16 protein-coding genes and 1 pseudogene are annotated in these 20,596 nt (G+C 70.8%); 9 read left to right on the top strand and 8 right to left on the bottom strand.

Annotation, left to right across the window (positions count from 1 at the left end; genetic code table 11):
* Positions 1–25: 25 nt before the first annotated feature.
* Positions 26–1,285, bottom strand: a complete 1,260-nt coding sequence (locus CR165_RS10910) for a metallophosphoesterase family protein (protein WP_109517024.1) — start codon at positions 1,283–1,285, stop codon at positions 26–28.
* A gap of 184 nt (positions 1,286–1,469) precedes the next feature.
* On the opposite strand from CR165_RS10910, the gene CR165_RS10905 reads away from it, so the two are divergent.
* A complete protein-coding gene (locus CR165_RS10905; RefSeq protein ID WP_109517023.1) occupies positions 1,470–2,444 on the top strand; it encodes a Bug family tripartite tricarboxylate transporter substrate binding protein in 975 nt (324 codons plus the stop codon).
* Positions 2,445–2,465: 21 nt separating this feature from the next.
* On the opposite strand, the gene CR165_RS10900 is transcribed toward CR165_RS10905, so the two are convergent.
* Entirely contained in the window at positions 2,466–3,383 is a 918-nt protein-coding gene (locus tag CR165_RS10900) for a LysR family transcriptional regulator (protein ID WP_181378101.1), read from the bottom strand.
* Positions 3,384–3,428: 45 nt separating this feature from the next.
* On the opposite strand from CR165_RS10900, the gene CR165_RS10895 reads away from it, so the two are divergent.
* Positions 3,429–4,496: an Ldh family oxidoreductase gene (locus tag CR165_RS10895; protein WP_109517021.1), complete on the top strand. Its 1,068-nt coding sequence runs from the start codon at positions 3,429–3,431 to the stop codon at positions 4,494–4,496.
* 3 nt (positions 4,497–4,499) lie between these two features.
* On the opposite strand, the gene CR165_RS10890 is transcribed toward CR165_RS10895, so the two are convergent.
* The gene (locus tag CR165_RS10890) at positions 4,500–5,294 is read right to left on the bottom strand and encodes an IclR family transcriptional regulator (RefSeq protein WP_181378100.1); all 795 of its coding nucleotides are present in this window, start codon (positions 5,292–5,294) and stop codon (positions 4,500–4,502) included.
* A gap of 130 nt (positions 5,295–5,424) precedes the next feature.
* On the opposite strand from CR165_RS10890, the gene CR165_RS10885 reads away from it, so the two are divergent.
* From CR165_RS10885 to CR165_RS10870, 4 genes are all read left to right on the top strand, one after another.
* Positions 5,425–6,837 carry an amidohydrolase family protein gene (locus CR165_RS10885; protein ID WP_181378099.1) on the top strand — a complete coding sequence of 471 codons (1,413 nt, stop codon included), beginning with the start codon at positions 5,425–5,427 and terminating at the stop codon, positions 6,835–6,837.
* Positions 6,838–6,927: 90 nt separating this feature from the next.
* Positions 6,928–8,511, top strand: coding sequence for an ABC transporter substrate-binding protein (locus tag CR165_RS10880; RefSeq protein WP_109517018.1), 1,584 nt, complete (start codon positions 6,928–6,930; stop codon positions 8,509–8,511).
* Positions 8,512–8,537: 26 nt separating this feature from the next.
* A complete protein-coding gene (locus CR165_RS10875; RefSeq protein ID WP_109517017.1) occupies positions 8,538–10,142 on the top strand; it encodes a M20/M25/M40 family metallo-hydrolase in 1,605 nt (534 codons plus the stop codon).
* A gap of 204 nt (positions 10,143–10,346) precedes the next feature.
* Positions 10,347–12,563: a TonB-dependent siderophore receptor gene (locus CR165_RS10870; RefSeq protein WP_109517016.1), complete on the top strand. Its 2,217-nt coding sequence runs from the start codon at positions 10,347–10,349 to the stop codon at positions 12,561–12,563.
* A 37-nt stretch (positions 12,564–12,600) separates the two neighbouring features.
* Here CR165_RS10870 and CR165_RS10865 read toward each other — a convergent pair whose 3' ends face one another.
* The gene (locus CR165_RS10865; protein WP_245906346.1) at positions 12,601–13,605 is read right to left on the bottom strand and encodes a tripartite tricarboxylate transporter substrate binding protein; all 1,005 of its coding nucleotides are present in this window, start codon (positions 13,603–13,605) and stop codon (positions 12,601–12,603) included.
* 177 nt (positions 13,606–13,782) lie between these two features.
* Here CR165_RS10865 and CR165_RS10860 point away from each other — a divergent pair, with 177 nt between their 5' ends.
* Together CR165_RS10860 and CR165_RS10855 are read left to right on the top strand one after the other, a co-directional pair.
* On the top strand, positions 13,783–14,502 hold the full coding sequence (locus CR165_RS10860; RefSeq protein WP_109517015.1) for a GntR family transcriptional regulator: 720 nt from the start codon (positions 13,783–13,785) through the stop codon (positions 14,500–14,502).
* Positions 14,493–15,599, top strand: coding sequence for an isocitrate/isopropylmalate dehydrogenase family protein (locus tag CR165_RS10855; RefSeq protein WP_109517014.1), 1,107 nt, complete (start codon positions 14,493–14,495; stop codon positions 15,597–15,599). Before CR165_RS10860 ends, CR165_RS10855 begins: the two co-directional genes overlap by 10 nt.
* Positions 15,600–15,751: 152 nt before the next feature.
* On the opposite strand, the gene CR165_RS10850 is transcribed toward CR165_RS10855, so the two are convergent.
* Positions 15,752–16,819, bottom strand: coding sequence for a 4-hydroxythreonine-4-phosphate dehydrogenase PdxA (locus tag CR165_RS10850; protein WP_245906344.1), 1,068 nt, complete (start codon positions 16,817–16,819; stop codon positions 15,752–15,754).
* Between the two features lie 858 nt (positions 16,820–17,677).
* On the opposite strand from CR165_RS10850, the gene CR165_RS10845 reads away from it, so the two are divergent.
* The gene (locus CR165_RS10845) at positions 17,678–18,607 is read left to right on the top strand and encodes a replication protein RepA (protein WP_245906343.1); all 930 of its coding nucleotides are present in this window, start codon (positions 17,678–17,680) and stop codon (positions 18,605–18,607) included.
* Between the two features lie 43 nt (positions 18,608–18,650).
* Here CR165_RS10845 and CR165_RS10840 read toward each other — a convergent pair whose 3' ends face one another.
* The 3 genes and pseudogenes from CR165_RS10840 to CR165_RS10830 form a co-directional block, all read right to left on the bottom strand.
* Positions 18,651–19,277 carry a hypothetical protein gene (locus tag CR165_RS10840; RefSeq protein WP_109517012.1) on the bottom strand — a complete coding sequence of 209 codons (627 nt, stop codon included), beginning with the start codon at positions 19,275–19,277 and terminating at the stop codon, positions 18,651–18,653.
* Between the two features lie 2 nt (positions 19,278–19,279).
* Positions 19,280–20,005, bottom strand: a complete 726-nt coding sequence (locus CR165_RS10835; protein ID WP_109517011.1) for a ParA family protein — start codon at positions 20,003–20,005, stop codon at positions 19,280–19,282.
* 474 nt (positions 20,006–20,479) lie between these two features.
* A pseudogene (locus tag CR165_RS10830) lies at positions 20,480–20,596 on the bottom strand (IS5/IS1182 family transposase); the annotation flags it as partial.

The raw sequence follows: 20,596 nt of genomic DNA, 5'->3' as shown, positions 1-20,596 counted from the left end.
GTCCGGGGCGTTCCGTCTGCCGCGTTCAGTCTTCGGCCAGCCGGGCCAGCAGCAGGTCCCGCGCCCGGCCGAGCCACTCGGCGCCGAGCCGCCCCTCGGCCGCCTGCACCGCCGGGTGGTCGGGGCCGAGCGCGTCGCGCAGGCCGGGGGCGCGCTGCAGGAGCTGCCCGGCATACTCGGCCAGGTCGGGCGGCAGCGCCTCGGCCGGCAGGGTGGCGATGGTGTCGAGCAGCCGGCCCACCGCATCGGCGCGGGGCACGGGCGGCGTGGCGGGGCGGGTGCCGAGCCGCACCGCCTCGATCCAGAACGCCTCCTCCGGCGCCGCCTCCAGCGCGGCGGCGCGCATCCGCCCCAGCGTCTCGCCCCGGTCGCGCGCCAGGGCGGCATGGGCGGCGGTGGGGCCGGACAGCTCCAGCCGCAGCGCCAGCAGGCGCCCCTCGGCGGCGTCCACCGCCTCGCCTACGGCGCGCAGCACGCGGTTCAGCACGGCGTCGTCATCGGCCGCGCCGGTGCAGTCCACCGCCACGCGCTGCCAGCGCACCACGTCCAGCGTGCGGTGCTCGACGCCCGTCACGCGCCCCTCCCGCACGGTGACAAGGCTGGCCCCCTTGGCGCCCGCCTCGTTGATGTGGCGGCCCTGCAGGTTGCCGGGGAAGACGATCCACGGGTCGCGCAACACCACCTCGCGCGTGTGGATGTGGCCGAGCGCCCAGTAGTCGTAGCCATGCCGGGCCAGCTGCTCGACGGTGCAGGGCGCGTAGGAGGCGTGGCCGGGCCGGCCGGTGGCCGCCGTGTGCAGCAGCGCCAGGTTGAACAGCCCCGGGCGCGGCGGCGGGTAGCCGAGGGCGATGTTCTCCGTCACGTCGCGGTTGGCGAAGCTCTGGCCGTGCAGCACCACGCCATGCTCCGCCAGCAGCACGCTCTCGGGGCGGCGGGTGGAGAGCAGGCTGGCGCCGTCCGGCAGGCGCAGGTCGCGGGTGATCTGGCTTTCCGCGTCGTGGTTGCCGCGGATGGCGACGACGCGGATGCCGGCGCGGGTCAGCCGCGCCAGGGCGGCGACCAGCGCCTGGCCGGTGCGGAAATCCGACCAGTCGCCATCGTAGAGATCGCCGGCGACGACGACGAAATCCACCTGCTCGGCGATGGCGAGGTCGACCAGCGCGGACAGCGCCTCGCGGCTGGCGCCGCGGATGCGGGCGGCCGGGGCGGACAGGTCGGCATCGAGGCCGCGCAGCGGGCTGTCCAGGTGCAGGTCGGCGGCGTGCAGGAAGCGGAAGCTGGTCAAGGGCGCGACGACATCCTCATGGTCTCATGACTAGCACGCGGCCCCAGGCGCGCAAGCGAGGGTCAGATTTATGCGCGTGGCGCATGGATGGGCGAAACCGCGCATTTATCGGCCGGGGCGCGCGGCTCTATGGCTGGGGCAACCGCCCCGCCAAGGGGCTCCGGTTCGCCAGGAGGAGACGCGCATGACCCGACGCCGGCATTTGCTGAAGGCCACCCTGACCCTGCCGGCAGCAGCGCTGCTGCTGCGCGGCGGGCAGGCCGAGGCGGAGGCGCTGTATTCCATGCTGCGGCTGTTCATCCCCGCCAATCCCGGCGGCGGCTGGGACGGGCTGGGCCGCGCCATCGAGCAGGTGGTGCGCCGCGCCGGGCTGGCCGGGAACGTGCAGGTGGAGAATGTGGGCGGCGCCGGCGGCACGGTGGGCCTGCCCCGCTTCCTGGCGCAGTACCGCAACCGGCCCGAGGGGCTGATGGTGGCGGGCAGCGTGATGGTGGGCGCCTCCATCGCCAACAAGTCGCCCATGGGGGTGCTGGACGTGGCGCCGGTCGCGCGGCTGACCGAGGAGGTCAGCGTCATCGTCGTGCCGCCGGATTCCCCGATCCAGGACCTGCAGGGTCTGCTCGCGCGGCTGAAGGAGAATCCCGGCGCCGTCTCGGTCGCCGGCGGCTCGGCCGGCGGCACGGAGCACATCACGCTGGGGCTGATGCTGAAGGCGCTGGGCCGCTCGGCGCGGGAGGCCTCCTACGTGGCCTTCTCGGGCGGCGGGCCGGCGCAGGCGGCGGTGCTGGGCGGGCAGGTGGTGGCGGCCATCTCCGGCATCTCGGAATTCGGCGAGCAGGTCCGCGCCGGGCGGCTGCGCGCCCTGGCCACCACCGGCGAGCGCCGCGCCGGCCCGGATGTGACGACGCTGAAGGAGGCGGGGCTGGACATCGCGATGCCGACCTGGCGCGGCGTCTTCGCCGCCCCGACGCTGAGCGCCGAGCAGAAGGCCGCCCTGGTGACGCTGATGGCGCGGATGCACGCCACGCCCGAATGGAAGGAGCTGCTGGCGCAGCGCGGCTGGGACGATGCCTGGCTGCCCGGCGACGAGTTCGGCGCCTTCCTCAAGCGGGAGGTGACGGACACGACGGCGGTGCTGAAGGAGATCGGCCTCGCCTGAGGGCGGATGCGGGCCGGGGCCTCACGCCTCCGCCCGCGCCGCGATCCGGAGTTGCTCCGCCAGCGCCTCCGCCGCGCCGGTCAGACCGCGCGCGCGCCGGTGGACGAGCGAGAGGGTGCGGCTGATGAGCGGCTCCCGCAGCGGCACGGCGCGCAGCCGCGCCGCCTCCGCCGCGCACAGGGCGATGCGCGGCAGCACCGAGACGCCGAGACCGGCGCGGACGAGATGGAAGGCGCTCGCCATATGCAGCACCTCGTAGGCCCAGCCCAGCCGCACGCCGTCCTGCGCCAGCGCATCCTGGATGAGGGCGCGGTGCACGCTGGTGCGCGCGGCCAGGATCAGCGGCAGCCCGGCCAGCTCACGCCAGGCGAGGCTCTCCCGCCGCGCCAGCGGGTGGGCCTCGTCGCAGGCCAGCACGAAGGGGTCCTGCAGCAGCGGCTCCGCCACCAGCCCGGCATCCTGCAGGTCGGCGGCGATGGTGACGGCAAGCTCCGCCTCGCCCCGCGCCACGCTGCGCAGCGCCTCCTGCGCCGTCATGTCGAGGATGCGCACGCGCAGCCGCGGGTGGCTGCGGCGCAGCGCGGCCAGGGCGGGCGGCAGCAGCCCGGCCACCGCCGTCTGCAGGCAGGCCACCGTCACCGGGCCGCGCCCGCCGCCGGGGCCGGCGCCGGGGCTGACCAGATCCTCGATGCCGTCCAGCGCCGTCTCCATCCCGTCCAGCGCCTGGCGCAGCAGGGGCAGCACCTGCCGCCCCAGCGCCGAGGGCGCCACGTGCCGCGTCGTGCGCTCCAGCAGCGGCCCGCCCAGCAGCCCCTCCAGCCGCTGAATGCGGCGGCTGAGCGCGGGCTGCGACAGGTTCAGCCGCGCCGCGGCGAGGCTGAAGCTGCGCAGCTCCAGCACCGCCATCAGCGCGCGCAAATCCAGGATCTCGAAATTCATGCCCATGGCGCATGAATTAAGCCACCCCCGCAGGGAACGCCACGCATGACCCCGCCCCTCCCCCTCCTCCGGCCCGACGCCCTGGCCGATTTCGTCACCCGCCTCTACGAGGCCGCCGGCCTGCCGGCGCCGGATGCCCGGCTGGTGGCCGAGAGCCTCGTCACCGCCGACCTCTGGGGCCATTCCTCGCACGGGGTCATGCGCGCCCCCTGGTACATCGACCGGCTGCGCAGCGGCGTGATGCAGGCGGTGACGCAGCCGCGCTGGCTGGTCGATGCCGGCGCCATCGCGCTGATGGACGCCGCGGACGGGGTGGGCCAGGTGGTGGCGGCGCAGGCCATGGCGGAGGCGGTGCGGCGTGCGCGCGCGCATGGGGTGGGCGTCGTCTCCGTGCGCAACTCGAACCACCACGGGGCGCTCGGCTACTTCACGCGCATGGCGGCGGCCGAGGGGTGCATCGGCCTGCTCACCACCAATGGCAGCCCGGCCATGGCGCCCTGGGGCGGGCGGCGCAAGCTGGTGGGCAACAACCCCTGGTCCATCGCCGCCCCCGCCGGACGGCACGCGCCGATGATGCTGGACATCGCCAACACCGTGGTGGCGCGCGGCAAGATCTTCCTGGCGCGGCAGAAGGGCCAGCCCATCCCGCCGCACTGGGCGATCGACGCCGAGGGCAACCCGGCCACCGACCCCGTGGCGGCGCTGGGCGGCGTCATCCTCCCCATGGCCGAGCACAAGGGCTACGCCATCTCGGTGATGATGGACGTGCTCTCCGGCGTGCTCTCGGGCAGCGGCATCCTGGAGGAGGTGAGCGGCCCCTACCAGGCGGAGAAGCGCAGCCGCTGCGGGCATCTCTTCCTGGCGCTGAACATCGCCGCCTTCGGGCCGGCCGAGGCCTTCGCCGAGCGGATGGAGAGGATGGTGGCGGAGATCAAGTCCGTGCCGCGCGTGCCGGGCTGCGACGAGGTGTTCTACCCCGGCGAGATCGAGGCGCGGAACGAGGCGCGGCACCGCGCGGAGGGGCTGGCCCTGCCGGAGAAGACGCGGCAGGACCTGGCCGCCGCGGCGCGGCTGCTCGGCGTGCCGGCCCCCGAGGGCTGGGCGGCGGGCTGAGGCTCAGCCGCGGGGCATTTCCGCGGCGCGGGCGAGGCGGCGGGCGGCCTCCAGCACGGCCTCGCCCAGCGCCGCCTCCCGCGCCGCCATGGCGGCCTGCGGCCCGGTGCATTGCAGGATGAGGCTGGCCGGCCCCGCCGCGCCCGGCACCGCCGCGGCGATGCTCATGATCCCCTCCAGGTATTCCATGCGGCCGATGGCGTAGCCGCGCCGCCGCGCCTCCTCCACCTCCTGCCGGATGGCGGCCTTGTCGGTCATCGTGGCGGGGGTGAAGGCGTGGACGGGCATGGCCTCCAGCAGCGCCGCGGCACGCGCCGGCGGCAGGGCGGCGAGGCGGGCGCGCATCTGCGCCGGCGCATCCGCCGGGTAGCGGTGGCCGATCGGCACGTTGATCACAAGCCCGGCGGCGCCGGCCGGGCCGCCCTGCACGCGGTCCACGCAGGTGAAGCTGCCGTCGCGGTTCACCCGGCACAGCAGGCAGGGCAGGCCGATGCCCTCCGCCAGCCTCGCCAGCACATCCTGCACCAGCGCCCCGCGGTCGTGCCGCCGGATGGTCGCCGCCAGGTCGAGCAGCAGCGAGGGCGCCAGGGCGTAGCGCCGCCGCGCGGCGTCGTGGGAGAGCCACCCCTCGGCCACCAGGGTGCGCAGGATCATCAGGCAGTGGCTCTTGGTGAGGCCGAGCCGGCCGGCGATGGCGGCGAGGCCAAGCCCCGTCCCTGGCTCGGCATCGAGCAGCCGGATGATGGACAGGCACTTCCCGACGGCCGGCACCGCCGCCGCCCCCTCCCCCGCAGCCATGGATGCTCCCGCGACAAAACGCGCCGCGCCGGTTGACAGGCCCGGAACAGCGGCGGCACCATATTTCCTGAAGAATGGTGTTCTATATAGAGAACAGCGACACGTCATGCAAGGCCGGGGGGCCGCGGCGATGCGGACATTGATCAGGGGCGGCCTCGTGCTGTCGATGGACGAGCGGATCGGCCGCCTGCCGCAGGGCGACGTGCTGGTGGAGGATGACCGCATCCTCGCCGTCGGCCCCGCCCTGGAGGCGCCGGACGCGGCGGTGATCGGGGCGGAGGGGTGCCTCGTGCTGCCCGGGCTAGTGAACGCGCACCTGCACACCTGGCAGACCGCGCTGCGCGCCATCGGCGGCGACTGGACCAGCGCCGACTACTTCCGGATCATGCATGGCGTCCTCGGGCCGCGCTACCAGCCGGAGGACCTGCGCGTCGGCACGCTGGTGGGGGCGCTGGCGCAGCTCGATGCCGGCGTCACCACCCTGTTCGACTGGTGCCACGGCAACGCCACGCCGGAGCACACCGACGCCGCGCTGGACGGGCTGCTGGACAGCGGCATCCGCGCCGTGTTCGGCCACGGCACCGTCAAGCCGCAGCCGCGGCCGGGCGAGCCGCATTTCTCGGAGGTGCCGCATCCCGCCGCCGAGATCCGCCGGCTGCGCACCACCCGGCTCGCCGCCGACACGGCGCGCGTGACCCTGGCCGCCTGCATCCTGGGGCCGGACTATTCCACGATGGATGTCTGCCGCGCGGATTTCGCGCTGGCGCGGGAATACGGCCTGCTCTCCTCCGCCCATGTCTGGGGCAACACCAACCGGCTGGTGCCGGAGGGCTACCGCCGCCTGGCCGAGGAAGGGCTGCTCGGCCCGGACCACAACCTCGTGCACGGCACCTATCTGGGCGAGGAGGAGCTGCGCGTCATCGTGGAGAGCGGCGTCTCCGTCACCTCCACCGCGGCGGCCGAGGTGAAGGGCAATGCGCGGGAGCCGCTGAGCTGCCGCGTCGCGGCGCTCGGCGGCGCGCCCTCCATCGCGCCGGACACCGAGTTGCTGAACGGCGGCGGCATGCTGGACTGCATGCGCGCCGCCCTGCAGCTGCACCGGCTGTTCAACAACCAGCACATCGTGGCGCGGCAGCAGGCGCAGCCGGCCGCCGCCGCGGCGCAGGAGATCGCCACCAGCGGCTCGCCCATCACCGCCGTCTCGCTGACGCATGAGGCGGTGCTGCGCTGGGCCACGATCAACAATGCCCGCGCGCTGCGCCTCGACCACCGCATCGGCTCGCTGACGCCCGGCAAGCAGGCGGACCTCATCATCGTCCGCCGCGACAGCCTGGGCATGATCGGCGCGCGGGAGCCGGTGCAGGCGCTGATCCACTTCGCGCAGGCGGCCGACATTCGCGACGTGATGGCGGGCGGCCGGCTGCTGAAGCAGGATGGCCGCCTCCTCCACCCCGGGCTGGCGGCCGAGAAGGCGCGGCTGCTGGCCTCGGGCGACCGGCTGCTCGCCGGCACCGGCCTGCCCGGTGCCGCCGGGCAGGGCTGAACCGCACCCCGGACCAACAAGGCCCGGCCAAACCGGGCACAGGGGAAAGACCAGGCTCACGACACGGCTCGACGAAGCAAGGAGACTCCCATGCAACGGCGCAACCTCCTTCAGGCCCTGGGTGCCGGCGCATCCGCGCTGGCCCTGCCCGCGAAGCTGCGGGCGGCCTCGGCCACCACGCTGCGCTTCACCCCGCAGCAGGATCTGGTGACGCTCGATCCGATCCTGACCACCGGCTACATCACGCGCAACTACGCCTACATGGTGTACGACACGCTCTACGGCATGGACGGCAACTACCGCGCCACGCCGCAGATGGTGGCGGGCCACCGCGTGGAGGATGACGGGCTGCGCTGGGACCTGACCCTGCGCGACAACCTGTTCTGGCACGATGGCGAGCGCGTCCTGGCGCGGGACTGCGTCGCCAGCCTGCGGCGCTGGGGCCAGCGCGACGTCTTCGGCACCACGCTGATGGCGGCGACCGAGGAGCTTTCGGCGCCCGACGACAGGACCATCCGCTTCCGGCTGAAGCGGCCCTTCCCGCTGCTGCCCATCGCGCTCGGCAAGGCCTCGGTGCCGGTCTGCGTCATGATGCCGGAGCGGCTGGCGATGACGGATCCGTTCAAGCCGGTGCCCGAGATCGTCGGCAGCGGCCCGTTCCGCTTCAAGGCGGATGAGCGCGTACCGGGCTCGATGAACGTCTTCACCAAGTTCGAGCGCTACGTGCCGCGCCCCGATGGCACGCTCTCCTGGACCTCCGGCCCGAAGGTGGTGCATTACGACCGCGTCGAGTGGCGCTCGATCCCGGACAGCGGCACGGCCACGGCGGCGCTGCTCTCCGGCGAGCAGGACTGGCAGGAATACGCCTATCACGACCAGCTGCCGCTGCTGAAGCGCGCCCGCGATGTCACGACGCGGGTGCTCGACCCCACCGGCTTCGTCACCATGCTGCGGCTGAACCACCTGCAGCCGCCCTTCGACAACCCGGCGATCCGCCGCGCGCTGTGGCGGGCGCTCAGCCAGTCGGACTGCATGCAGGCCATCGTCGGCGTCGATGACCCGGCGCTGTACCATGTGCCGCTCGGCTTCTTCTGCCCGAACACGCCGATGGCCTCGACGGCGGGGCTGGAGCCGCTGACCGGCCAGCGTGACCTGGAGAAGGCGCGCGAGGAGATCCGCGCCGCCGGCTACAGGGGCGAGAAGGTGCTGATCATGGCCGGCAACAACACCGCCGCCGGCATGGCGCTCGGCGCCGTCACCGCCGACCTGCTCAAGCGCCTCGGCATGGATGTCGAGATCTACGCAGTCGAGTTCAACGCCATGCTGCAGCGGCGCAACCGCCGCGGGCCGGTGGCCGAGGGCGGCTGGAGCGGCTTCGTCACCACCTGGTCGGGCACGGACTGGCTGAACCCGGCGGTGCACATGGCGCTGCGCGCCGATGGCAGCTACGCGGGCTGGTCGGAGGATGCGCGCATCAACGCGCTGCGCGATGCCTGGTTCGACGCGCCGGACGAGGCGGCGCAGGCCGCCATCTGCCGCGACATCCAGCTGCAGGCGATGCAGAGCGTGCCCTACCTGCCGCTCGGCCAGTACATGCAGCCCACCGCCTTCCGCCGCGGCATCACCGGCGTGCTGGATGGCTTCGCCACCTTCTGGAATGTCCGCCCGGCCTGACGGCCGCCGCACCGGAGTGAGGATTGATGGAGCAGCACAAAGCGATCCGACAGCACGCGATGGACTGGATCACGGCGAACGAGGCGCGGCTCTCCGCCTTCAACGCGCGCATCTGGGAGCATGCCGAGCCGGCCTGGCGCGAATACAAGTCGGTGCGCGACTATGTGGAGATCCTGCGCGCCGAGGGCTTCGAGGTGGAGGAAGGCTCCGGCCAGATGCCCACCGCCTTTGCCGCGCGATGGGGGCAGGGCGAAGGCGGGCCGGTGCTCGCCAGCTTCTCCGAGTATGACGCGGTGCCGGGCAACTCGCAGCAGGTGGTGCCCCACAAGGCGCCGCGTGACGGCGTGCACCCCTACGCCGCCGGCCACACCGACCCGCATTCGGTGCTGGGCACGGCGGCGCTCACCGCCATCCTGGCCGCCAAATCCGCCATGCAGGCGCATGGCGTGCCGGGCACGCTGAAGCTGTTCGGCGAGCCGGCGGAGAAGGTGTGCGGCTCCAAGCCCATCCATGCCGCGAAGGGCTATTTCGACGGGCTGGACGCCGCCGTGGTGTGGCACCCCTGGCCCTCCAACACCGTGACGGGCGAGACGCATTTCGGCGCCTACTGGAGCGCCGTCATCAGCTTCGAGGCGGAGGCACCGGAGAAGTGGGTCGATCCCTCGCTGATGCCGATCGACGCCTCGCACGCCATCGCCCGCTGCCCCGGCGCGGTGGACGCGCTCTGCCTGATGTACACGACGACGAAGTACACCAAGGAGGCGATGTTCCCGCACAGCGGCTCCTGGACGCTCAACGAGTTCATCCTGGGCGATGGCGGCGCCACCTCGGACAATCTGCCGCCGCGCTTCAGCCAGATCCAGTATTCCTGGCGTTCCTCCTCGCTCGCGATCCAGGAGCAGATCTGGAAGGTGCTGGCCGCCAATGCCCGCCACGTGGCGGCCATCACCGGCTGCCGCGCCTTCGTGCGCTGGGTGACGAAGACGCGCGTCGGCCTGCCCAACACGGCGATGACGGACCTCACCTGGGCCAATCTGCAGGAGGTCGGCGCGCCCGCCTATCCGGAGGCGGCGCTGGAGTTCGGCCGCGCCATCCAGCGCAACCTCGGGCTGGAGCCGATGCAGGACCCGTTCATCCCCAGCGTCTCCCGCCTGACGCCGCCGGAGGAGAACGAGGCGAAGCTGCGCGCCGGCCTGCCGCCCTGGCAGAAGCATCTCAGCGCCGACGACTACGTGGAATATTCCTGGCATTGCCCGACGGTGCGGCTGCTCGCCGCGCGGCCGCGGCTGCGCCCGCCGCAGCCGGGCTATGCCTATCCCGCCTGGGCCTACAACGCCCTGGGCGGGCTGCCCGCGGCGGTCGATCCCGGCATGTTCGTCGCCGGCCGCACCATGGCGCTGACCCTGCTGGACCTCGCCGCCAGGCCGGACGCCCTGGCCGCCGCCCAGGCGGAGTTCCGCGAGCGCACGGGCGGCGGCGTCGGCGGCAGCCGGTGGGTGGGGCCGCTGCTGCCGGCCGATTTCGACCCGCCGGTCGATCTGCGCTGGCCCGAATACGTCTCCACCCCGCGCGGCGAGGAATGGTGCATCCCCACGCCGCACACGGGCACCGGCGCGGGCGGGCCGCTCTAGGCAGGGCGGGCTCCGGAACCGGCCCCGCCGCCGCGCGCGGCGGGGCCCTCCCCCTTGCGGGCGTGGCGCGGAGGCCACAGGGCGAGCCTTGCCGGCAACAGGGGCGGCGGTTTGCCTCTTGCACGCGACGATCAGGGGACAGATGATAATGCGAGTCTTTCGCAATTAAATCGCCTGTCTCCCTCCCGTCGCTCGAGGCCCAGAATGACACGTCGCCGCTTCCGCACCCTCCTCCTGGCCTCGGCCGCGCTGACGATGCTGCCCACCTTGGGCCGGCCGCTCCAGGCGCAGGGGACCGAGCCTTCGGCCGGGGCGGTGCTGGAGCTTCCGACCGTCGATGTGCAGGCGACCGCATGGCGGGCCTGGGAGGGCGTGCCCGGCTATGTCGCGCCCGTCACCACCACCGGTTCCAAGACCGACACGCCGCTGATCGAGGCGCCGCAATCGGTCGGCGTCGTCACCCGCGACCAGGTGGATGACCAGGCGGCGCTCAGCGTCAGCCAGGCGCTGCGCTACACCGCCGGCGTGCTGGGCGAGGTGCGGCCCTCGGCGCGCTACGACAGCGTCTTCGTGCGCGGCTTCGGCGGCCAGGGCACGGGCGCCGCCTTCGTCAATTTCCTCGACGGGCTGCGCCAGGGGCGCGGCCTCTATTTCGGCGTGCCCAACACGGATCCCTGGCTGCTGGAGCGCATCGAGGTGCTGCGCGGCCCGGCCTCGGTGCTCTACGGGCAGACCGGCGTCGGCGGCCTGGTGAACCTGGTCAGCCGCCGCCCCACCGCCGACCACGTCAACGAGGTGCGCATCGAGGCCGGCAGCAACGCGCTGCTGCAGACCGCCTTCGACCTCGGCGGCGCGCTGACCGAGGATGGCCGCTACACCTACCGGCTGACCGGCATCGCGCGGAAGTCCGGGACGCAGTACGACCATGTGGAGGAGGAGCGCATCGCCATCGCCCCCGCCTTCACCTGGCGGCCGGACGACAGCACCACCATCACCCTCCTCGCCTCCTACCAGCACGATCCGGAGGGCGGCTTCTACAACTTCGTGCCGGCCAGCGGCACGGTGCTGGCCAATCCGAACGGCCGCATCCCGCGCAATTTCTTCGGCGGCGACCCGGCCTATGACAAGTACTACCGGACCCAGGCCGCCATCGGCTACCAGCTCGAGCACCGGCTGGACGATGTGTGGACGGTGCGGCAGAACTTCCGCTACGCGCATATCGACGCCGAGGTGAACGTCCTCTCCGTGCGCTCGGTCGGCGCCGACCAGCGCACCGGCACGCGCAGCGCCACCTTCGTCTCCGACCACGCCAACGCCTTCGCGCTCGACAACCAGGCGCAGGCCAGCTTCACCACCGGCGCGCTGCGGCACACGGCGCTGTTCGGCATCGACTGGCAGCGCACCTCGGCCCGGGCGCGCCAGGGGCTGCGCACGCAGGGTGTGCCGGGCATCGACCTGTTCCGCCCGGTCTACTACCAGTCCATCCCCGCCATCCTGACCGACCCGAGCGGGCTGACGAACCAGAACATCGACCAGCTCGGCTTCTACGCGCAGGACCAGGTCGCCCTCGGCCGCTGGCGCTTCAATGTCGGGCTGCGCTACGACCGCGCCAGCATCGGCACCACCACGCACACCACGACGGGCGCCGATGCCGGCAGCCTCTCGCAGTTCGACGACGCGCTGACCTGGCGGGTGGGCGGCCTCTACCTGTTCGACAACGGGCTGGCGCCCTATGCCAGCTACTCCACCTCCTTCCTGCCCAACACCGGCACGCAGGCGCCGCAGCGCGGCGGCGGCACCTTCGAGCCCACCACCGGCGAGCAGTACGAGGTGGGCGTGAAGTACCAGCCCCCCGGCATGAACAGCTTCATCCAGGCTTCCGCCTACCACATCACGCAGCAGAACGTGCTGACGCAGGACCCGGTCTATCTCACCGGCAGCATCGCCCAGGGCGAGATCCGCTCGCGCGGCATCGAGCTGGAAGGGCGCGCCAGCCTGACCGCCAATCTCGACCTCATCGGCGCCTATTCCTACATCGACGCGGAGATCACCAAGTCCAACAATGCGGGCGTGGCCGGCAGCCGCGTGCCGCAGGTGCCCAACCACATGGCCAGCGGCTGGGCCAATTACAGCTTCACCGAAGGCCCGCTGCGCGGCCTCTCGCTCGGCGGCGGGGCGCGCTACGTCGGCTCGACCTACGGCAACGACACCAACACCTTCAAGGTGGATGCCGTCACGCTGTTCGACGCCGCGCTGCGCTACGACCTCGGCGCCCGCTTCGAGCGCGCCAAGGGGCTGGAATTCGCCGTCAACGCGCAGAACATCGCCGACAAGGACTATGTGGCGAGCTGTTCGTCGGTCACCGCCTGCTACTACGGCAACGGGCGGCTGATCCTCGGCTCGGTCCGCGCGCGCTGGTGAGGGCGGGCCAGCCCCTGGCGTGCCGGGGCGGGCCCTCTCAGCCCTCCAGCCTCACATTGGCCTCCCGCGCCACCTGCCGCCACTTTGCGATCTCGCCGCGGATGAAGCCGCCGAACTCCTCCGGCGTGCCGGGGGCCGGGAAGCCGCCCAGCTCCAGCATGCGCGCTGACACGGCGGGGTCGCGCAGGATGGCCACGGCGTCGGCGTTGATGCGCGCCAGGATCTCGGGCGGCGTCGCGGCGGGCGCCACGAGCCCGGACCAGCCCAGCGCCTCGTAGCCTTCCAGACCGGCCTCAGCCACCGTGGTCACCGCCGGCAGTTGCGGCGCGCGGGCGCGGCTGGTCACCGCCAGCGCCCGGGCGCGGCCGGCCTGCACCTGCGGCAGGGCGCTGGCCAGGCTGTCCATCATCAGCGGCACGTTGCCGGCGATCAGGTCGGCCATGGCCGGGCCGCTGCCACGGTAGGGCACATGCGTCATCCGCACGCCGGCGCGGTGCGCCAGCATCTCCATGGCCATGTGCTGCGCGGTGCCCGGCCCGGCCGAGGCGTAGTTCAGCGCGCCCGGCTTCTCCCGCGCCCGCGCCAGCATCCCGCGCAGATCCTCCGGCCCGGTGCCGGGATGCGCCACCAGCACCAGCGGCAGGGTGAAGATGTTGGTGATGGCGGCGAAGTCCCGCTCCGCGTCATAGGGCAGGTGCGGCATGACGGAGGGGTTCACCCCCAGCGTGCCGGAGGTGCCGATGAGCAGGGTGTAGCCATCCGGCGCGGCGCGCGCGCCGGCTTCCATGCCGAGCGCCCCGGCACCGCCCGAGCGGTTCTCCACCACCACGCGCTGCGGCCAGCGCTTCGACAGCTCGTCGGCCATCAGCCGGGCGAAGATGTCGGCGGCCTGGCCGGGCGGAAAGGGCACGATCAGCCGCACCGGGCGGCTGGGATAGCCGCTGGCCGCCTGCGCCGCGGCAGGCCCGGCGCGGAGGAGTAAGGGCGCCGTGGCGGCGGCCGCCGCGGCGGTGATCATGAAGCGGCGTGTGCTGGCAGTCATCGCGGTCTCTCCCTGGGGCTCATGGCGCGTGGGCCATGGGCGATGCCGGTCCTGCACGGCGGTCCGTGGGCCGATCTTGCTTGACGGCGGCATCCTGTCACTGCCAACAATGCATACGCAAACGAATTCGTTCTTCTGCCGCACACAGGGCGGCATGCACCCAGGGAGGGCCGAGCGATGGCAACAGGACCCGTATCCCCACGGGCGCCACAGGCCCTGGACGGGGAAGGCCAGGGCCGGCAGCCCACCGCCGCCGGCCAGGCGCATGCCCGGCTGAAGGCCATGATCCTCGACAATCTGCTGCCCCCCGGCGCGCAGCTGCTGGAGGGCGAGCTGGCGCTGCGTCTCGGCCTGTCCCGCACCCCGGTGCGGGAGGCGATGGTGCGGCTGGAGCAGGAGGGGCTGGTCGCCATCACGCCGCGCCACGGCATGCGCGTGCTGCCCATCGCCGCCGCCGACATGCGCGAGATCTACGAGGTGCTGACCAGCCTGGAGCCGATGGCGGCCGAGCTGCTGGCGCGCCGCCCGGAACCCGCCGCCGGCCTCGGCCGGCTGGAGCAGGCCTGCGGCGCGATGGAACAGGCGCTGGCGGCGCAGGACCGCCCGGCCTGGGCGGAGGCGGACGAGGCCTTCCATCTCGGCCTGGCCGAGTTGTGCGGCAACCGGCGGCTGGCCGGCATGGTGATGCAGGTGTGGGAGCAGTCGCACCGCGCACGGCTCTTCACCCTGCACCAGCGCCCCCTGCCCGCCCGCAGCACCGCCGAGCACCGCCGTGTGCTGGAGGCGATCGCCGCCGGCGAGCCGGAACGGGCGCATGCGCTGTACCGCCGGCACCGCCGGCGCAGCGGTGCGGAACTCATCTCTCTCATCGAACGGAGTGGCGTGGCATGGCTGTGAACCGCAACGCGGTGCAGATCGCCCTGATGCCCGGCGACGGCATCGGCACCGAGGTCAGCGAGGCCTGCATGGGCGTGCTGGAGGTGCTGGCGCGCCGGCACGCGCTGGGGCTGCATGCCGAGACGCTGCGCGCCGGCGCCATGGCCTATCGCGACACCGGCAGCGCCATGGACGAGGCCACCTTCGAGCGCGCCCGCGCGGCGGATGCCATCCTGCTCGGCGCCATGGGCTGGCCGGGCATCCGCTATCCGGATGGCACCGAGATCGCGCCGCAGCTCGACTTGCGCTTCCGCCTCGGCCTCTATGCCGGGGTGCGGCCGATCCGCGCCCTGCCGGGCGTGCCGCTGGCGCTGGCCGACCCGCGTGCCGCGCAGATCGACATGGTGATCCTGCGGGAGAGCACGGAGGGGCTGTTCGCCGCCCGCGGCAAGGGTGAGCTGATCGACGACCGCGAGGCGCGGGACACCATGGTGATCACCCGCGCGACCACGGAGCGCCTCTCCCACTTCGCCTTCGACCTGGCGCGGCGGCGCGCCGCGCGGCGCGGCCGGCCCGGGCGCGTGACGCTGGTGGACAAGGCAAATGTCTTCACCGGCTTCGCCTTCATGCGGAAGGTGTTCCACGAGGTGGCGGCCCAGCACCCGGAGGTGGAGGCGGCGCACCACTACATCGATGCCATGGCGCTCGACATGGTCCGCCGCCCCTGGGATTTCGACGTGCTGCCGACCGAGAACATGTTCGGCGACATCCTCTCCGACCTCGGCGCCGGGCTGATCGGCGGCATGGGCTTCGCGCCCTCGGCCGATATCGGCGATGGCCATGCGGTGTTCCAGCCGAGCCACGGCACGGCGCCGGACATCGCCGGCCAGGGCATCGCCAACCCCACCGCCATGCTGCTCTCGGCGGCGATGATGCTGGACTGGCTGGCCGGGCGCGGCGCCGGGCCGGGCTGGGCCGAGGCGGCGGCGGAGCTGGAGGCGGCGGTGGACGCGGTGTTCGCCGCCGGGCTGCGCACACCCGACATCGGCGGCCGCGCCGGCACGGCGGAGGTGGCGCGCGCCGTGACCGAGCGGCTCGGCCTCGGCGCACTCGTCTGAGGACTTGGGCGGGAAGCCGCGCCGGCCCGCCTCGGGCGGGGGCGCAATCCAGGCCGCCCTCGTACCGCCAGGAGGGCGTGCGGCAGCGCGGCGCGGAGGTGGGTGAAGGGCAGTGACTACAGCCTCGCCCGCGCCGCCGTGTCCGGGTTGAATCAGGCAGCCATCGCGGCCCGTACCTCCAGCAGCGAGCCGCCGGCCGCCGGGCGGCGGCGCCGCTGGGCGGCCCCCATGCGGGCGGCCAGCAGCAGCGCGTTGCGGGCGGCACCAGGATGGGCGATGCCCTTCCCGGCGATGTCATAGGCCGTGCCATGCGCGGGCGTGCAGATCGGGAAGGGAAAGCCGCCCAGCAGCGTCACGCCCTGCTCGAAGCCGATCAGCTTCATCGCGATCTGCCCCTGGTCGTGATACATGGTGAGGACGGCGTCGAAATCGCCGCGCCTGGCACGGACGAACACCGTGTCGGACGGATAAGGCCCGTCGCAGCCAAGCCCCTCCGCCTGTGCGGCGGCCACGGCGGGGCCGATCACCTCGATCTCCTCCCGGCCGAAATTGCCGCCATCCCCGGCATGCGGGTTCAGCCCGGCCACCGCGACGCGGGGCGCCTGGATACCGGAATCGCGCAGCGCCGCATGGGTCAGGCGCAGATTCTCCAGGATGCTGTCCCGCGTGATCAACCCCGCCACGGCCGAGAGCGGCACATGCGAGGTGACACGGGCATTCCACAGCCCTTCCAGCACGTTGAACTCCTTGGCAGCGCCCCGGAAGCCGATGAAATTGGCGGTGAAGCCGATCTCGTCCTCGTAGCCCGGCACGTGCAGCCGCATCGCCGCCTTGTTGAAAGGGGTGAAGGACACGGCATCGGCATGGCCAGCCACGGCGAGGGACAGCGCATAGCGGAAGTTCTCCGCCGCGAAGCGGCCGCCGGCCTCGCTGATCTCGCCGCGCCGGAGAATGGCAGGGTCCAGCGTGCCGAGGTCGACGAAGGCAGGGGTGGAGAGATCCTCCGGCAGCGGCGCATCCGGCCCGATGACATGCAGCGCCGGGTCAACTCCTGCCACGCGCGCGCCGTCCCGCAGTACCCGCAGATCCCCGATGACGATCAGCCCGGCAGCGGCGCGCACCGTTTCATCGGCCAGGATACGCGCGGTCAGCTCCGGGCTGATGCCGGCAGGATCACCCATGGCCAGGGCGATGACAGGAAGGGAAGCGGATTGGGTCATAGCGGTGCTCTCCCGATGCCCGGCAGGACGCGATGGGCTTTGCTTTATTGTGCTCTGTATGCAGAATATTCGCAAGCTTGTTCCGATCCGGCCCCAGCCTGACTGCGACACCACCTTGCCTTCTCGTCTCCAGACATTTTTCTCGACGCGGCTTTTCCAGATGCCTCCCCTGCCTGCTTCGCCCCGCAGGCGGCGGCCGCCGCCCGCATAGACGCGCCACGCCTCATCCGCGCTTCCGAGTACACTCCCGGTGCAAAGCCTCCCCTGGTCGGGATGCAGAACCCGGCTCTGCTGCCATGCAGCTGTGCCTGCACCAGGTCGGCCTTGGTCGACTTCTCCTTGCTGAGCATGTGGCAAGGGCTCTGCCGCGGATCAGCAGGGGCAGGTCCGGCGCCAGCGGCCCCGGAGCGGCATGCCGCAGGCACGATCGCCGAATGCCTCCTGGACCCGAGGATGGACATGTCCGTGCTGCAGGGGGTGAGGACTTTGGCGGGAGGATCCTGCTTGAGCGGCTGCCTGCGAGGACTTTGGCGGGAGGATGCATTCTCCCAGACAGCGAATCGGCGGTCGCGCGCTTCTGCACAGGCACCGATTCGGGCCGAAAGCCAGGGCGGCCTACGGCTTTCTTGTCCACACGGCCGCTGAGGACTTCAGCGGGCAAAGTGAGGACTCGGGCGGGGCTGTTCCGACGTTTTTACTGGCTTCAAGCCCTTTGTCCCGAGGACTCTGACGGGACATACTAATATCTAGTATCACTAATAGGCTTCTAATAGCTTGCCCCGCCAAAGTCCTCAGCGACAAAAGCGGAGAAATGCTGCATCTTCCTCAAGGTCGCCGTGATGAGGATAGGAGCGGGCCGTGGCGGAAGTGCATCGGATGCTGGAAGTGCACGGCCGGCAAGGTGTCTTGAAGTTGGACATCGACCGACGTGTGGTCGACGCCGCGGCCGACTATCTGGGCGACGAGGATGGCGGAATAGGCTTCATCTATTCCGGCTGGGCGCAGGCCGCACTGCCCCACAAGCGGCTGGCGGACGACCAGCCCTGGCAGGTCCGGACCGATAAGGTGAGCCTGCTGGTGGAGCCCGGCCGGAAAACCCGTCCTGATGGCAGCCTGGAGTGGATCGGGGTTCCCTACGGCAGCCGGGCGCGCCTGATCATGCTGTATCTTCAGTCCGAGGCCATTCGGACAGGCAGCCGGGAAATCGAGCTCGGACGAAGCCTACGCGCCTGGCTCGGACGAATGGGGATTTCGCCGGGCGGAAAGTCGATCAAGGATGTACGGGAACAGGCGGAGCGGATCACGCGCTGCCGTTTGACCTTCGAGGTACAGCAGGCAGGCCGCTCCGCGCTGGTCCAGCAGTTGATCGTCGACAAGGCCCTGTTCAACGAGGATGAGGACTCTGGCGGGAGCCAGTTCCTCGAGCGCACGAAGCTGTCGGAAACCTTCTTCGATCAGCTGAGGCGCCATCCGATGCCGATTGAGGAATCCGCCATCCGCGCAATCAACCGCCACTCCATGGCGCTTGATATCTATTGTTGGCTCGCCTACCGCCTGCATGTGTTGCCTGGCCCGACTTCGGTTTCCTGGAAGGCATTGCACGCGCAGTTTGGCACCGGCATCCGGAGGCTGGACCATTTCCGGGAGACGTTCATGGAGCAGCTCTCCCTGGCAACGGCGGTCTATCCCTCCGCCCGGGTTGAGTGCCTTGCGAGCGGCATGTCTCTGTCTCCCTCGCCGGCACCCATTTCCAGTCGGAAGACGCAGATCTCCCTTGTCACGCGCTGAGACGCGGGCCTCGTCCACGGCGCGGGGCTTCCCGCCGAAGTCCTCAGGAATGGTCCTGGCTGGCTTCCAAACTGTCCAATTCGGCCAGTTCCTGAGACAGCTTCTCCACCTCCCGCTTCGCGCGCTCCAGACGCGAGAGCAGATCCCGTCGTTTGACGGCCAGGAGCGCAGCTTCGCCACTGGCGGCGATCCGTTGTGATTTCAGTTCCTGCCGAAACCGCTCAATGGCGGAGCGTGGCGTATGAGGAGAAACGAGGCCGCGGCTTCTCGCCTCCTCCAATGCCTCTGGCTCCAGCGTCACCAGACGGAAAGCGGCAGCGTAGCTTCGCGGCAACTCAGCCTCCGGTACATATCCCTGCTCGACCTTTTCCGCGACAGTCCGCAGCATATGCGCGACGGAACGGTTGAAAGGCAGCCGGCTGATAATGTCCTTCTCGAAGCTGCCCCTGAATTGCCGCTCTGCTTGGACAAGAAGTCGGCCGATGGCGAGAAATGCTCTCTGGGCGGTCTCCCAAAGAACCTCTACCTCTCGGACGACCTCTGTCTCATTGGAGAGCTTATAGACGGTCGTCCGCGGCGTTTCGACATCCTCATGGGCAATGGTGAGAATGGAAGCGCGGCGCGAAGCTGCCTTGCGGGCGCCCCACCGCTCCTTGGGATCGACAGCCATCGTCACTTCTCCAGCCCCAGTTCGAACCGAACGAAATTCCAGACCGCTTCATAATCTTCCGCTGCCTTACGACCCATCTTGCCTGTCAGGTCGCCGACGCCCTTGCCGTCGAAATAGGTACGCATGACCGCCTGCATATGCCGCACATCGTGTGGGCACAGCTTTCCCACTGACGACAGATAGTGCCGCGCTTCCCCCAGGCTGCTGACATCGCGGTCCGTCTTGCAAAGAAGGAAAAAGGCCGGACGCCCTTCGGTGCGCACGAGCTTCATCCATTCAGCCACGGACTCCAGATCCTCGCCGCCCTGGCTGGTAGGAATCAGCACAAGTCCAGCCAGCCGAATGACAGCACGCAGCTGTTCCGTATCATGCTCAATACCCGGCGGCGTATCGATGAATAGGAAGTCAAATTCCTTGAGGGAAGTGAGTTCCTGAATTGCCTCGGCCGCTTCAGCCATGTTGACTTTGTCAAAATGGTGAATAGCGGGCAGCTGATCTGGTCGGCGGTTCCACCACCGTGTCAGCGTGCGCTGCATGTCCAGGTCGATCGTGCCCACTCGGTATCCATCGCGAGCTGCGAGTGCCGCGAGATTACGGGTGCTCGTCGTCTTTGCGCTGCCGCCTTTGGCGCTGGACAAAAGCAAAACCTGCGTATGAGGTACCGAAGGTTCCAGCGAGGCTGTGGCAGCAGGTTTGCGCGCAAGAGCAGAGGGAGGACGGCGACCCATTCGTTATCTCCTACTCCGTCTTTCCTATTCTGGAAGACAGACAATGTCTGCGTAGCATGTTTGATGGCGTCAAACATGCGATGTGGATAATCGTCTACCGAAGAGTGTTCAAGAAGGGTGTGATAACACAAGGTCCGACCCTCGTTGTCATGATCAACTCAACCGACGGGACGATGCGCGTCGTACTGTGTCGGTTCTGAAGGGCAGGCAAGTTCATGACAGGGAGCATGCTGGGAGGCGACTAATCCGCTTTGCAGCGACATCAGATAGCCTCTGCCCTTGCGCTGGCGCGCGCAATCACAAAGCCGACGACTCTTGCTTTATAAGAGCCAACTGGACACCTCCAGAAACCCAGCGGCTTCTGCTTCTGAGGGTGGTTTGAGGCTGCTGCGGCGGCAACGGGGGGGGCGAGGTGTGTAGCCCTGGCGAGGGAGCCACGACCGCGGCGTGGTCGCTGGCCCGCTGGGCGGATCGCTATGCTGGCGCGGCCTTGCCGCTCAGCCAGACAAGCCGCTTCATGTTGTAGGCGAGATTGGCCAGGCCGATCTTCACCTCGGCCCGGGCCAGGCCGATGGTGCGCACGACCAGGCC

The organism is Teichococcus aestuarii (genome assembly GCF_003116135.1).
Classification (GTDB): domain Bacteria; phylum Pseudomonadota; class Alphaproteobacteria; order Acetobacterales; family Acetobacteraceae; genus Pseudoroseomonas; species Pseudoroseomonas aestuarii.
Note: the sequence above shows the minus strand (reverse complement) of the source record. Positions and strands in the feature narration are given on the sequence as shown.